Origin of the sequence: Leifsonia sp. NCR5, assembly GCF_002105485.1 — a bacterium.
Lineage (GTDB): Bacteria > Actinomycetota > Actinomycetes > Actinomycetales > Microbacteriaceae > Leifsonia.
In genome coordinates this window covers 108759-123188 of sequence record NZ_NCSR01000008.1, presented here as the reverse complement: position 1 = coordinate 123188, position 14430 = coordinate 108759, and the positions used below count along the sequence as shown (strand labels likewise).

Below are 14430 nucleotides of genomic sequence, written 5' to 3'. Positions count from 1 at the left end.
GGACCGAAGGAGGCCGCATGCCGATCGACAAGCTGGACGCCGAGCTGATCGCGCTGCTCACCGCTGAGCCGAGGCTCGGCGTGTTCGAGGCATCCCGCAGGCTCGGCGTCGCTCGGGGCACCGTTCAGGCGAGACTCGACCGCTTGCAGCGCTCCGGGATCGTCAAGGATTTCGCGCCGACGATCGACAGCGAACGGCTCGGCTATCCGGTGACGGCGTTCGTGACGGCGGAGATCGCGCAGGGCGACAGGGACGTGACCGTCGTCTCGCACCTGAGCGAGATCCCCGAGGTGCTCGAGGTGCACACCATCACCGGTGCCGGAGACCTGATGATCCGCGCCGTCGCGCGCTCGAACGCCGACCTGCAACGGGTGATCGACCGCATCGTCAGCGACCCGGGCATCACCCGCACCTCGACGGTGATCGCGCTGGCGACGAAGATCGACCACCGCGCCGTGCCGCTGGTGGCCGCTGCAGTGGAGGAGCGCGCAGGCGCAGAAGACATGGGAGAAGAGAGATGAACGAGCAGGAACTGCTGGCGAAGGTCCCCGACCGGCTGTACATCGGCGGCGCGTGGGTCGACGGCACATCGGGCCGCAGCATCGACGTCTTCGACCCGGCGACAGGGGAGTCCATCAAAACCATCGCGGACGCGTCGGAGGCGGACGGTGCTGCCGCTCTGGATGCTGCCGTCGCCGCTGCCGACGACTGGGCCGCCACGGCGCCGCGCGTGCGCGGTGAGATCCTGCGCAGGGCGTTCGACCTGCTGCAGGAGCGGCGCGACGAGTTCGCCCTGCTGATGACGCTCGAAATGGGCAAGCCCCTCGCCGAAGCCAACGGCGAGGTCACGTACGGCGGCGAGTTCCTGCGCTGGTTCGGCGAGGAGGCCGTGCGCATCGCCGGACGCTACGCCACCAGCCCGGAGGGGACGGGGCGGATGATCGTCTCGCAGCATCCCGTCGGCCCGTGCTTCCTCATCACGCCGTGGAACTTCCCGCTCGCGATGGCCACCCGCAAGATCGCGCCAGCCCTGGCGGCCGGATGCACGGTGGTCGTCAAACCCGCCGCCCTCACCCCGCTCACCACCCTCTACTTCGCGAAGCTGCTGGAGGACGCGGGGCTGCCGGCCGGCGTCGTGAACGTGATCACCACCTCCACGTCCGGCAAGGTGTCCGGACCGATCATCGCCGACCCGCGCCTGCGGAAGCTGTCGTTCACCGGCTCGACGGAGGTGGGGCGCTCGCTGCTGAAGCAGTCCGCGCAGAACGTGCTGCGCACCTCGATGGAGCTCGGCGGCAACGCACCGTTCGTCGTGTTCGAGGACGCAGACCTCGAGAAGGCGGTGGAGGGCGCGATGCTCGCCAAGTTCCGCAACATCGGGGAGGCGTGCACCGCGGCCAACCGGTTCATCGTGCACGAGTCGGTCGCCGACGAGTTCGCGGCACGCGTCGCCGAACGGGTGCGCGGGATGCGCGTCGGCCGCGGAACGGAGGAAGGCGTCACCATCGGCCCCCTGATCGACCAGGACGCGGTCGACAAGGCGGCGACGCTCCTCCAGGATGCCGTCTCCCGCGGCGCGACCGTGCTGGTGGGCGGGTCGCGCATCCCGGGCACCGGCACGTTCTTCGAGCCGACCGTCGTCACCGACGTTGCGGCGGGGAGCGACATCCTCCGCGAGGAGATCTTCGGGCCTGTGCTCTCGATCGTGCGCTTCGCCGACGAGGACGAGGCCGTGCGGATCGCCAACGACACCGAGTTCGGTCTGGTCTCCTACGTGTTCACGAAAGACCTGGCGCGCGGGCAGCGGATGATCGAGCGGCTGCAGACCGGGATGATGGGTCTCAACGTCGGCGTCGTCTCCAACGCCGCTGCACCGTTCGGCGGGGTGAAGCAGTCCGGGCTCGGCCGCGAGGGCGGCCTGGAGGGCATCCACGAATACCTGTCCACGAAGTACACGCTCACCCCCGACCCGTTCGGAGCCTGAGATGGCAGCCGAAGCGGTCATCGTCGACGTGATCCGCACCCCCTCCGGGCGCGGCAAGCCGGGAGGGGCGCTCTCGGACATCCACCCGGCCGACCTGCTCGCCGGGGTGCTGGTCGAACTGCTGCACCGCAACGTGCTCGACCCTGCGCTCGTCGACGACGTGATCGGCGGATGCGTCACCCAGGCGGGCGAGCAGGCCGGCAACATCACCAGGACGGCCGTGCTCAGCGCCGGCTTCCCGGAGAGCGTCCCCGGCGTCACCATCGACCGGCAGTGCGGGTCGAGCCAGCAGGCGGCGGCATTCGCGGCGCAGGGCGTGATCGCGGGCGCGTACGACATCGTGATCGCGTGCGGGGTGGAGTCTATGAGCCGCGCGCCGATGGGATCGAACGTGGGCGGCGCATCCATCGGAGGGGCGCTGCTGACGCACCGCTACCCGGACGGGCTGGTCAACCAGGGTGTCTCCGCCGAGCTGATCGCCGAGCAGTGGGGGTTCCCGCGCACCGAGCTCGACGACTTCGCCGCCCGCTCGCACGCGCTCGCCGCATCGGCCGCGTCATCGGGAGCGTTCGACGGCGAGCTGGTGCCCGTGCCGACGCCGGACAGCGGAAGCGTCACGGCCGACGAAACCATCCGGCCGGGCACCACACCGGATGCGCTGGCCGCGCTGAAGCCGTCGTTCCGCACCGAGGCCCTCGCCGAGCGCTTCCCGCAGCTGGACTGGCGGATCACGCCGGGCAACTCCTCCCCGCTCACCGACGGGGCGTCTGCGGCGCTCATCATGAGCGCTGAGGCCGCCGAGCGGCTCGGGCTGCGGCCGCGGGCGCGCTTCCACAGCTTCGCGGTGGCCGGGAGCGACCCGCTGCTGATGCTCACCGGCGTGCTCCCTGCGACGCGGAAGGTGCTCGACCGCAGCGGCCTGCGGTTGGACGAGATCGACGCGTACGAGGTGAACGAGGCGTTCGCGCCCATCCCGTTGCTGTGGCAGCGCGAGTTCGACACCGATCCGGCGAAGCTGAACCCGCACGGTGGCGCCATCGCGCTCGGGCACGCGCTCGGCTCGTCCGGCACACGGCTGCTGGCCACCCTGCTGAGCGAACTCGAAGCATCCGGTGGCCGTTATGGCCTGCAGACCATGTGCGAAGGCGGAGGCACCGCCAACGCCACCATCATCGAAGTCCTCCGCTGAACGCGGCACACGCGAAAGGGAACACCATGCAGATCGACGGATGCTCGGCCATCGTCACCGGCGGCGCCAGCGGGCTCGGCAACGCCACGGCCCGTGCCCTCACCGAGGCAGGCGCGCACGTGGTGGTGCTCGACCTGCCGGGCTCGGAGGGCGAGAAGGCGGCGACGGCCCTCGGCCCGACCGCGCGGTTCGTGGCCGCCGACGTGGCCAACGAGGATCAGGTGCGGGCGGCGGTGGAGGTCGCGTCGACGCTCGGCCCGCTGCGGGTGGTGGTCAACTGCGCGGGGATCGCGACGGCGGCGAAGGTGCTCGGCAGGGACGGCGTCCTTCCCCTCGAACAGTTCGAGAGGGTGATCAGGGTGAACCTCATCGGGACGTTCAACGTCGTGCGCCTGGCCGGAGCTGCGATGGTGCAGACCGAGGCGCTGGGGGAGGAGCGCGGTGTGATCGTGAACACCGCATCCGTCGCCGCCTTCGACGGCCAGATCGGGCAGTCGGCGTACTCGGCGTCGAAGGGCGGAGTGGCGGCCATGACGCTGCCGCTGGCCCGCGAGTTCGCCAGAGACCTCATCCGGGTGGTCACGATCGCGCCCGGCATCTTCGAGACCCCCATGATGGCCGGCCTCCCGCAGCCTGCCCAGGACTCGCTCGCCGCCCAGGTGCCGCACCCCTCCCGCCTCGGCAAGCCGGCCGAATACGCCGCCCTCGCCCTCCACATCATCGCCAACCCCATGCTCAACGGCGAGACCATCCGCCTCGACGGAGCCATCCGGATGCAGCCCCGCTGACCCGGGCCCCGCAGCAATCGAGCCGGGACTTATGCACGCGACACGCCGGGATCAGGCGTGCATAAGTCCCGGCTCGATTGCTTGGGGACGGCGGTCAGGAGGCGGAGTGGGCCTCAAGGAAGGTGTAGACGTCGGAGTCGTCGACGCCGGGGAACGAGCCGGAGGGCAGCGGAGAGAGGATGTGCGCGTGGAGGCGCGCGCTCGGCCACGCCTGGCCCGCCCAGCGGTTCGCGAGCCCGGCGGGCGGGCGCTTGCAGCACGACTCGTCCGGGCAGTGCGACTCGGCCCGCGCCGTCGTCTCCCTCCCGCGGAACCACTTGGCCTGGTCGAACGGCACGCCGACGCTGATCGAGAACCCGCCGGCCGAGGTCGTGCCGGTCTGGGTGGCGCACCAGTACGTGCCGGCCGGGGTGTCGGTGTACTGGTACATCTCCGTGGTTCGGTTGGTGTGCGTGAACGCCGACCGCGCTCCCCACTTGCGGCAGACGATCTGGCCTTCGATGGATCCGGTCACATCGGTCGGCAGCGGAAGGCCGTCGTTCTCGTAGCCCTTGTAGAGTGCCCCGTCGTCGCCGACGCGCAGGAAGTGCAGCGTCATGTCGAGGTGCGTGGTCGCCAGGTTGGTGAGCCGGAGCGCCGCGGCTTCGTGGGTGACGCCGAACGCATCCCGGAAGTCCTCGACCGCGATGTCCTTGTCGTCCTTGGCCTGCTTCAGGAAGCCGACGGCCGCCTCCCTGGGCATCAGGCACGACGCCGCGAAGTAGTTGATCTCGAGCCGCTGCCGCAGGAAGTCCGCGTAGCTCTGCGGGCGCTCGTGGCCGAGCAGCCTGTGCGCCATCGCCTGCAGCGCCATCGACCGCAGGCCGTGACCGCCCGGGATGCTCGCGGGCGGCAGGTAGATGCGCCCGTTGGCGAGGTCGGTGATCGAGCGGGCGGAGTGCGGCAGGTCGTTGACGTAGATCAGGTCGAAGCCGAGTTGCTCGGCCATGATGCTGACCTCGCGGTGGGTGAGCGCGCCGTGGGTGTGCCCGGAGGCACGCACGCGCTCCTCGGCCAGCTCTTCGATCTCCGCGATGTAGTTGTTCTGCGCCCGCATCCGCTCGCGCAGCTCGGTGTTGGCCCTGCGGGCCTCCTCCGGGGTGGCGATGGCCTCCGATGCGCGCCTGCTGAGCTCCCTGTGCATCCCGACGAGCGCTTCCAGCGTCTCCGTCGGCGTTCCCTTGGTCGGCTTGACGGACGGGAGCCCGAGTGAGCTGTAGAGCGGGCCGCGCTGCGCCCTGGCGAGCTCGATCTCGAGGGCGGCCCGCGCATCCGGTGGCTCGGCGGACAGCAGATCGGCCAGCTGGACCCCGAGCGCCGTCGCCAGGGTGGTGAGCAGCGTGACGCGCGGCTCGCGCTTGCCGTTCTCAATGAGCGACAGCTGGCTCGCCGCGACCCCGGTGGCGGCGCTCAGCTCGTCGAGGGTGAGCCCGCGCTGGGTACGGAAGTGCCTGATGCGGTGGCCGAGAGTGGCAACGTCGGCGGTGGACTGCTCCATGCCTTCACGATAGCGAAAGAATCGCGATTCTTTCCAGGCTTTCGACGCAGATTGAGCCGGAAAACTCACGGATGCTTGGTTCACAGCCAAACTTTCAACCCGAGAGGACTCCGGAATGACACTCGCCGAGCTCCCGCTCTCCGACCTCGATGACCAGCCGGACCGCCTGGACGCCCTGCGCGCCTGGGTCGCCGACATCGCCGCCATCACGCAGCCGGACGACGTCGTCTGGTGCGACGGATCGCTCGCCGAAGCAGACAGGCTCACCAAGCAGCTCGTCGCGGAAGGCAAGCTCATCCGCCTGAACCCGGAGTGGCGGCCGAACAGCTTCCTCGCCCGCACGGACCCCGGCGACGTGGCCAGGGTCGAGGACCGCACCTTCATCTGCTCCGTCGACGAGACCGACGCAGGCCCCACCAACAACTGGCGCGAACCGGAGGGGATGCGCGCAGAGCTGCGCGAGGTCTTCACCGGCAGCATGCGCGGTCGCACCATGTACGTCGTCCCGTTCTCGATGGGCCCGGTGGGCGGCCCGATCTCGCAGGTCGGCGTGCAGCTCACCGACTCCGCGTACGTCGCCGTCAGCCTCGGGATGATGACCCGCGTCACCTCGACGGTCCTCACCCTCATCGAGGCAGGGCAGCCGTGGGTCGCGACGGTGCACAGCGTCGGCGCACCCCTGGTGGATGCGGACGGCACGCGCCACGACGACGTCGCCTGGCCCTGCAACGAGACCAAGTACATCGTGCAATTCCCCGAGACCAGGGAGATCTGGTCGTACGGCTCCGGCTACGGCGGGAACGCGATCCTGGCCAAGAAGTGCTTCGCGCTGCGCATCGCCTCGGTGATGGCGCGGGACGAGGGCTGGCTGGCCGAGCACATGCTGATCGTCAAGGTGACGTCGCCGGAGGGGCGAGCGTTCCACATCGCCGCGGCGTTCCCGTCCGCGTGCGGCAAGACGAACCTCGCGATGCTCCGTCCGAGCATCCCGGGCTGGACGGTGGAGACGGTCGGAGACGACATCGCCTGGCTGCGTCAGGGGCCGGACGGCCGCCTGCGCGCGATCAACCCGGAGGCTGGCTTCTTCGGCGTCGCACCCGGCACGGGGCCGGCCACGAACGCCACGGCGGTCGACACGCTGTGGGGCAACACGATCTTCACGAACGTCGCGCTGCGCGACGACGGCGACGTGTGGTGGGAGGGCCTCACCGAGGAGCCGCCCGCGCACCTCATCGACTGGCGCGGGGAGGACTGGACGCCGGCGAGCGGCCGTCCCGCCGCGCATCCCAACTCCCGGTTCACGGTGTCGGCCGCACAGTGCCCGGCGATCTCCGACGACTGGGACGCGTTCGACGGGGTGCCGATCGACGCGATCCTGTTCGGCGGGCGCCGGGCCACCAACGTGCCGCTCGTCGCGCAGTCCCGTGACTGGAACCACGGCGTCTTCCTCGGTGCGACCATCTCGTCCGAGCAGACGGCCGCCGCGGAGGGCACCGTCGGCGAGCTGCGCCGCGACCCGTTCGCGATGCTGCCGTTCTGCGGATACAACATGGCCGACTACTGGGGCCACTGGCTCCGGATGGGGGAGAAGCTCGGCTCGAACGCCCCGGCGATCTTCCAGGTCAACTGGTTCCGCAAGGGCGAGGGCGGCCGGTTCCTCTGGCCGGGATTCAGCGAGAACGCCCGCGTGATCGAGTGGATCGTGCGTCGCGTCGAGGGCAGCGCTCGGGCAGTGGATGCTCCGATCGGCCGTCTGCCGATCCCCGCCGAACTCGACCTCGACGGGCTCGACCTGCCCGACGCCGACGTGGATGCGCTGTTCGACGTGGACAGGGACTCCTGGCTGGCCGAGTGCGACCTCACCGAGGAGTTCTTCTCCCGGTTCGGCGACCGGGTGCCCGCCGCGCTGCGCGCCGAGCTCGCGTCGCTGCGCTACCACCTGCGCGCCTAGCCGCAGCGGCGCCGCGTCCGCGCCCCGACCCCCGCGCCTGACCGCGGGTACACAATCGAGTCCGAACTTGTTCACCCCGCTCCCCGGCGTGTCGCCTGAACAAGTTCGGACTCGATCTTTTGGTCAGACGAGCAGCTGGTGCTTGGCGAGGTCGCGGTAGAGGGGGGTGGAGGCGACCAGCTCGGAGTGGGTTCCGGTATTGAGCACGCGGCCGTGGTCGAGCACGACGATCTGGTCGGAGTCGACGACCGTCGAGAGCCTGTGCGCGATGACGATGAGGGTCCGGTCCTCGGCCACGGCGTCGATCGCCTCGCGCATCAGCTGCTCGTTGCGTCCGTCGAGGCTCGACGTCGACTCGTCGAGCAGCAGCACGGGAGGGGCGGCGAGCAGCGCGCGGCCGATGGCGAGACGCTGGCGCTCGCCTCCGGACAGCATGATGCCGTCTTCGCCGACCGGAGCATCCAGGCCCTTGTCGTCGCGTTCGAGCACCTCGGTGAGGTTGACGGCGTGCAGCACCTGGATGCACTCCTCGTCCGTCGCATCCGGAGCCGCGAGCTTGAGGTTGTCGCGCAGCGAGCCGGCCAGCACGGGGGCGTCCTGCTCGACGTAGCCGATCTGGCCGCGCAGTGCTGCGCGGTCGAGGGTGCGCACGTCGAGGCCGCCGAAGCGCACCTCGCCGGCGGTCGGGTCGTAGAAACGCTCGATCAGCGCCAGGATGGTCGACTTGCCTGCGCCGGACGGCCCGACGAGCGCGGTGCGCTTGCCGCGCGGGGCGGAGAAGCTCACGCCGTGCAGCACACCGGAGAGTCGGTGCTTTCCTGCCCCGTCCGTTTCCCCGTCTCCTCGCCCGGCGGCGACCTCGGCCTCGGCGACGATGTCCGTGCCGCCCATCGCCTCGAACGCGAGCCGCTCCATGCTGGCGGCGCCGTCGGCCGCGGTTGCTTCCTGCGGCGTTCCGTCCGGCGTCGGCTCCGCCTTCACCGAGGAGTCCGGGTAGGAGAAGTGCACGTCCGCGAACTCGATCGCGGGCGCATCCGGTGCGAGCCCTTCGTTGGCGGCGCCGATGCTGAGGGCGAGCGGGGCGATGTCCCTGTCGTGCTGGTCCTCGGCAGGCAGGTCGATGATCTCCTGGATGCGACCGAGAGCGCCGAGCGCGGAGTTCACCGCCGTGACGGCGCCGAACGCCTGGCCGAGCGGCAGGATCATCATGAACAGGAACAGGATGAACGCCACCAGGTTCGCCACCGTGATGGCGCCGCTCGCCACGCGGAAACCGCCGACGCCGAGCACCACCAGGAACGACACCTGCATCGCGATGCCGGCGACAGGGACGACGAGCGCCGAGATCTTCGCGACCTGGATCCCCATCTTCCATGCGCCGGTCGCGTCGGCGTCGATCGCCGCGATCTCGCGGTCCGTCGCGTTGGCGGCACGGATGGTGCGCACCGAGCTGATCGCCCGCTCGACGGAGGCGGCGAGATCCCCGACCTTCGCCTGAGCCCGCTGGCTGGCCACCCGGATGCGCCCGGAGAGAAGGGTGACGACCACGATCGACACCGCGATGACGAGCACGGTCAGCCCGAGCAGCACCGGGTCGATGATGAGCATCGCGATCAGAGCGCCGATGAAGGTGAGGGCGCCGCCGATGGCCTCCACCAGGCCCTGCGTGAGCACGGCGCGCAGCAGCGTGGTGTCCGAGCCGACCCGCGACACCAGATCGCCGGTGCGGCGGGTGTCGAACTCGCTGATCGGGAGGTTGAGCATTCGGGCCACCAGCCTGCGGCGGGAGGAGAGCACGACGCCCTCACCCGTGCGCTGAAGCAGGTAGTGCTGGTAGCCGGAGATCAGGGCGGAGACCACCACGAGGATCACCAGCAGCCAGACCAGGCCGCCGAGCGGCTGCTGCTTGCCGACGATGTCGATCACCTGGCTGACCAGCAGCGGCTGGGCGAGGCTCGCGGCAGCGCCGAGCACGCTGAGCACGATGACGACGCTCAGCACGGCCTTGTGCTCGAACAGGTAGGGAAGGAGTTGGCTGAACTTCGCGCGGGGGCCTTCGTCGTCGCCCTTGCCTGGTCGGCCGAGGCGTCGCCGCGGTTGGCTGGTCTGTTCGGTGGTCATGACTGTCTCGTTCGTCTTTTCGGGATTCGTGGGGAGGTTCGGGATGCGCCGGGAACCGAGTGCTACTTCGACCGTACTTCCTGCCGACTGCTTGTTTGCTCAGATGTCCGGGGATCGGTCTATCGTGATGAACTATGCCAACGCCTGTCATCACCGCGAACAACCTCGTCAAGAAGTACAAGGAGTTCGCCGCCGTCAACGGCATCAGCTTCGAGGTCGCGCCCGGGGAGTCGTTCGGGCTGCTCGGCCCGAACGGCGCGGGCAAGTCGACCACGATGCGGATGGTCGGGGCAGTCTCCACGCGCACGGGCGGTGAGCTGAGCATCCTGGGCCTCGACCCGAACAGCCACGGGCCGGAGATCCGGTCGCAGCTGGGGGTCGTCCCGCAGGCGGACAACCTCGACACCGAGCTCCGGGTGCGCGACAACCTCATCGTCTACGGCAGGTACTTCGGCCTGCCGGGCGCCCGCGTGCGCAAGCGGGCCGATGAGCTGCTGGCGTTCGCGCAGCTGGAGGACAAGGCGAAGGCCAAGGTCGACGACCTCTCCGGCGGCATGAAGCGGCGCCTCACCATCGCACGCGCGCTCATCAACGACCCGCGCATCCTGTTGCTGGACGAGCCGACCACCGGCCTCGACCCGCAGGCGCGGCACATCCTCTGGGACCGCCTGTTCCGGCTCAAGGAGCAGGGAACGACGCTCGTGCTCACCACGCACTACATGGATGAGGCCGAACAGCTCTGCGACCGGCTGGTGGTCGTGGACAAGGGCAGCATCATGGCGGAGGGCTCTCCGGCGTCGCTCATCCGCGAGTACTCCTCGCGCGAGGTGCTGGAGGTGCGGTTCGGGTCCGATCGCAACAGCGAGGTGGCCGAGCGGCTCGACGGCATCGGGGAGCGCATCGAGGTGCTGCCCGACCGCATCCTGGTCTACAGCGACGACGGCGAGGCGGAGCTGGTGCGCATCACCGAGCGCGGCCTGCACCCGATCACCAGCCTGGTGCGGAGGTCCAGCCTCGAAGACGTGTTCCTCCGGCTCACCGGCAGGAGCCTGATCGAATGACGACGACAGCAGGCACCGCCCCGGATGCGCAGCTCGCCATCGCGGCCGCCGTCAAGCCGCGCAGATTCGGGGCGTGGTACGTCGCGGAGCACCGCTTCCGCGTGATGCGCTCCTACCTGCAGACGGTGCTGATGACCGCCATCGGCTACCCGCTGCTCTACCTCTTCGCGATGGGCGTCGGGCTCGGCAGCCTGGTCAGCAAGAACCTGGGGGAGCAGGGCGTCGACGGCGTCAGCTATCTCGCGTTCGTGGCGCCGGCCCTGCTCTGCACGGCCGCTGTCACGATCGCGAGCGAGGAGTTCACATACCCGGTGATGCTCGGCTTCAAGTGGAACCCGACGTTCTACGGCATGAACGCCGCCCCGATCGCCGCCGGCCAGATCATCGACGGGCTGGTGATCTCGGTGGTCGCTCGCCTGTTCACAGCCAGCATCATCTACTACGTCGTCATGGTGCTGTTCGGCGCCGTCCCGTCCGCCGCCGGGTTCCTCGCCATCCCGGTCGCCGTGCTCGCGGGGGTGGCGTTCGGCGTCCCGGTGATGACGTACGTGGCAACGCTCGAACAGGACACGGGGCAGCTCGCACTGGTGATGCGCTTCGTGCTGCTGCCGATGACCCTGTTCTCCGGCACCTTCTTCCCGCTGACCGCGATGCCGTGGTTCCTGCAGTGGATCGGCTGGCTGTCCCCGCTCTGGCACGCCTCGGAGCTCGCCAGGGTGTTCACCTACGGCATGGCGGAGCCGCTTTGGCTCACGATCACGCACGTGCTCTATCTGGTCGCCCTGTTCGTCGTGTTCTGGATGTGGACCCGCCGGATCGCAGCGAGGAGGCTGAACAAGTGAGCGGGCAGAGGCAGACCACCGCCGACGAGCCGCTGATCGCGACCGTGGCGCACACCAGGCCGCTGAGCGCGCTCTACGCGGGGAACGCATCCAGTGTCATGCAGCGCGGTTGGCTCGCCACCCGCAGCACCAACTGGCTCGTGATCGTCTCCGGGTTCTTCGAGCCGATCTTCTACCTGCTGTCGCTCGGCGTCGGCCTCGGGGCGATGGTCGGTCAGGTGACGACGTCGTCCGGGCAGGAGGTCGGGTACGCGGCGTTCATCGCCCCGGCGCTCCTGGCGACGGCGGCGATGAACGGCGCGGTCTACGACTCCACCTGGAACGTGTTCTTCAAGATGCACTTCGCGAAGCTCTACGAGGGGATGCTCTCCACCTCGCTCGGCCCGCTCGACGTGGCTCTCGGCGAGATCCTGCTCGCGCTGGCGCGCGGGGCGCTCTACGCTCTCGGCTTCATGCTGGTGATGCAGGCGCTCGGGCTCAACCTGTCGTGGTGGGCGATCCTCGCGCTCCCCGCCGTGCTGCTGATCGCATTCGGCTTCGCCAGCTTCGGGATGGGCATCACCAGCTACATGAAGACCTTCCAGCAGATGGACTGGATCAACTTCGTCATGCTGCCGATGTTCCTGCTCTCGGCCACGTTCTACCCGATCACGGTCTACCCGCCGGCGATCCAGGTGGTCATCCAGGCTCTCCCGCTCTGGCACGGCGTCGAACTGGTCCGCAGCCTGACCACCGGCGCCGTCGACGCCGGCCTGCTCTGGCACGTGCTGTACTTCGTGGTGATGATCGTGCTCGGGCTCATCCTGACCACGCGGCGGCTGCGCGCGCTGTTCCTGGACTAGCCGCCGCGCCGCCGCTACGAGACGTTCTCGTTGAAGTCCACGTCCTTCGTCTCCTTGCTGAGGAACAGCGCGATCAGCGTCAGCACTCCGGCGAGGGACAGGTAGACGCCGACCCAGACCGTCGAGCCGTGCGCCATCGTCCACAGCCAGACGGCGATGGTCGGTGCGACGGCCGCGCCGAGCACGCTGGCCAGGTTGTACGCGATGGCAGAGCCGGTGTAGCGCACGTTCGTGGGGAACAATTCGGGCAGCTGGGCGCCCATCGGGCCGAAGGTGAGGCCCATCAGGGTGAAGCCGACGATGAGCAGGGCCATCGTGCCGACGAAGCCGCCTCCGAAGAGCGGGACGAACAGCAGACCGAAGACGATGATCCCGAGTGTGACCCAGATCAGCGTCTTGCGGCGACCGTAGCGTTCGGCGAGCGGTCCGGCCACCAGGGTGAAGATTCCGAAGAACACGACACCGACGATGAGCATGATGAGGAACTCGTTGCGGGTGTAGCCGAGGCCGGGGACGAAGGCGGCGGGATCGAACGCCTTGCCCGCCTTCTCCGCCGCCGCACGCGCGGACGCCTCGGTGGCGGCCGTCGTGCCGTATGTGAGGGTGAACGCGGTCATCAGGTAGAACAGCACGTAGGTGGCCAGCATGATGAACGTGCCGAGGATGATCTGGTACCAGCTGGTCTTGAACACGCGGGCGAGCGGCAGCTTGGCAACCTCGCCGGTGTCGACGACCTTCTGGAACGCGGGGGTCTCGACGAGCTTGAGCCGCACGTACAGGCCGACGATCACCAGGATGGCGCTGAGCAGGAACGGCACTCGCCAGCCCCACGCGCTGAACGCCTCCGGGCTCATCGAGAGGTTGAGGACCAGGAACAGCAGGTTGGCGATGATGAAGCCGATCGGGGCGCCGAGCTGCGGGAACGTGCCGTAGATCGCGCGCTTGCCCGCCGGTGCGTTCTCCGTCGCCAGCAGGGCGGCTCCACTCCACTCGCCGCCGAGGCCGAGCCCCTGGCAGAAGCGCATGATCACGAGGAGGAACGGCGCCCAGAACTCCCAGCCCGGCACCTGAGCGGTGGGCAGGCAGCCGATGAGGACGGTCGCGATGCCCATCGTCAGCAGCGAGCCGACGAGGGTGCCCTTGCGGCCGATCCTGTCGCCGAAGTGCCCGAACAGGATGGAGCCGACCGGGCGCGCGATGAAGGCGACGCCGAAGACGGCGAATGACGCGAGCAACGCGGTGGTCGGGTCTTCGTTCGTGAAGAACAGGGCGGGGAACACCAGGACGGCGGCGGTCGCGTAGACGTAGAAGTCGTAGAACTCGATCGACGTGCCGATGAGGCTGGCGAGGATGACGCGGCCGCGCGTATTCGCTGGTGCGGCTGGTGGGGTGACGGAGGCCGTCGAAGACATGGGGGTGCTACTTCCGGGGTGCGTGACGAACAGTGAACGATGCTGTGGATGCGGGCGTCGGTCGGGCGTCTCGCGAACTCGTGAGCAGAAAATCGGTGGGTACGGCGCTTGTGGCGCCCCTCCACCATACGTCGGAGCCGCGGCAGGCCAGAAACCGGGCGACGGACCGGATCGCTACGCTGGAGGCATGGATACTCTGTTCGCTGTTCTGCACGTCGTGTCTGCCGTCTTCATCGTCGGCCCGATGGCCATCCTCCCGATGACCGCCATGCGCGCCGTCCGCGCCGGAAACGCGGGACAGGTGACCACCCTGGCGAAGTCGACCAACATCTTCTCGCTGCTGTCGCTGCTCGTGGTCGTCTTCGGCTTCGGCGTGATGGGGATGTCCGACCCGAAGTACAAGACCTCGGTCACGACGCCCTGGATCCTGTGGTCGATCATCGCCTACGTCATCGCCCTCGGCCTGACGCTGTTCGTGGTCGTGCCCGCCATGAAGCGCGCGGCCGAAGCGCTCGAGGTTCGTGCGACATCCGGTGCACCAGCCGCCGTCGCGGCCGGGCAGACCCCGGCGGCCGAGGCCGCCGACCTGTCTTCCCGCGGCTACCCGGCGATCGCGGCAGGGTCCGGCGTCGCCTCGCTGCTGCTCGTGCTCGTCGTCGTGCTCATGGTCTGGAAGCCGTAGGCCGACCTGCCCCCGCCCCCG

The 14430-nt window shown here is 69.2% G+C and carries 12 protein-coding genes; 9 read left to right on the top strand and 3 right to left on the bottom strand.

Annotated elements, in window-relative coordinates:
* Window positions 1–17 precede the first annotated feature (17 nt).
* From B7438_RS08970 to B7438_RS08955, 4 genes are read left to right on the top strand one after another with little or no spacing between them, the layout of a single operon-like run.
* The gene (locus B7438_RS08970) at window positions 18–521 is read left to right on the top strand and encodes an Lrp/AsnC family transcriptional regulator (RefSeq protein WP_085369209.1); all 504 of its coding nucleotides are present in this window, start codon (window positions 18–20) and stop codon (window positions 519–521) included.
* On the top strand, window positions 518–1984 hold the full coding sequence (locus B7438_RS08965; RefSeq protein ID WP_085369208.1) for an NAD-dependent succinate-semialdehyde dehydrogenase: 1467 nt from the start codon (window positions 518–520) through the stop codon (window positions 1982–1984). The genes B7438_RS08970 and B7438_RS08965 overlap by 4 nt, the downstream gene beginning before the upstream one ends.
* Before the next feature lies 1 nt (window position 1985).
* A complete protein-coding gene (locus B7438_RS08960; protein WP_085369207.1) occupies window positions 1986–3173 on the top strand; it encodes a thiolase family protein in 1188 nt (395 codons plus the stop codon).
* A gap of 26 nt (window positions 3174–3199) precedes the next feature.
* The gene (locus B7438_RS08955) at window positions 3200–3961 is read left to right on the top strand and encodes a 3-hydroxyacyl-CoA dehydrogenase (protein WP_085369206.1); all 762 of its coding nucleotides are present in this window, start codon (window positions 3200–3202) and stop codon (window positions 3959–3961) included.
* Window positions 3962–4055: 94 nt separating this feature from the next.
* On the opposite strand, the gene B7438_RS08950 is transcribed toward B7438_RS08955, so the two are convergent.
* A complete protein-coding gene (locus B7438_RS08950) occupies window positions 4056–5498 on the bottom strand; it encodes a helix-turn-helix domain-containing protein (RefSeq protein WP_085369205.1) in 1443 nt (480 codons plus the stop codon).
* 115 nt (window positions 5499–5613) lie between these two features.
* On the opposite strand from B7438_RS08950, the gene B7438_RS08945 reads away from it, so the two are divergent.
* Entirely contained in the window at window positions 5614–7449 is a 1836-nt protein-coding gene (locus tag B7438_RS08945) for a phosphoenolpyruvate carboxykinase (GTP) (protein ID WP_085369204.1), read from the top strand.
* Between the two features lie 123 nt (window positions 7450–7572).
* Here B7438_RS08945 and B7438_RS08940 read toward each other — a convergent pair whose 3' ends face one another.
* On the bottom strand, window positions 7573–9570 hold the full coding sequence (locus tag B7438_RS08940; RefSeq protein ID WP_085369203.1) for an ABC transporter ATP-binding protein: 1998 nt from the start codon (window positions 9568–9570) through the stop codon (window positions 7573–7575).
* A gap of 134 nt (window positions 9571–9704) precedes the next feature.
* Between B7438_RS08940 and B7438_RS08935 the strand changes: the two genes are divergently transcribed.
* The 3 genes from B7438_RS08935 to B7438_RS08925 are packed head-to-tail and all read left to right on the top strand — an operon-like array spanning window position 9705 to window position 12315.
* Window positions 9705–10631 carry an ABC transporter ATP-binding protein gene (locus B7438_RS08935; protein ID WP_085369202.1) on the top strand — a complete coding sequence of 309 codons (927 nt, stop codon included), beginning with the start codon at window positions 9705–9707 and terminating at the stop codon, window positions 10629–10631.
* Window positions 10628–11473, top strand: coding sequence for an ABC transporter permease (locus tag B7438_RS08930; RefSeq protein ID WP_085369201.1), 846 nt, complete (start codon window positions 10628–10630; stop codon window positions 11471–11473). The genes B7438_RS08935 and B7438_RS08930 overlap by 4 nt, the downstream gene beginning before the upstream one ends.
* 32 nt (window positions 11474–11505) lie before the next feature.
* On the top strand, window positions 11506–12315 hold the full coding sequence (locus B7438_RS08925) for an ABC transporter permease (protein WP_256921949.1): 810 nt from the start codon (window positions 11506–11508) through the stop codon (window positions 12313–12315).
* Window positions 12316–12329: 14 nt separating this feature from the next.
* Here the strand turns inward: B7438_RS08925 and B7438_RS08920 are convergent, their stop codons facing one another.
* Complete coding sequence (locus tag B7438_RS08920) at window positions 12330–13727, bottom strand: MFS transporter (protein ID WP_085369199.1); 1398 nt, start codon at window positions 13725–13727, stop codon at window positions 12330–12332.
* A gap of 187 nt (window positions 13728–13914) precedes the next feature.
* Between B7438_RS08920 and B7438_RS08915 the strand changes: the two genes are divergently transcribed.
* Window positions 13915–14409: a DUF2269 family protein gene (locus tag B7438_RS08915; protein WP_085369198.1), complete on the top strand. Its 495-nt coding sequence runs from the start codon at window positions 13915–13917 to the stop codon at window positions 14407–14409.
* Window positions 14410–14430: the final 21 nt, after the last annotated feature.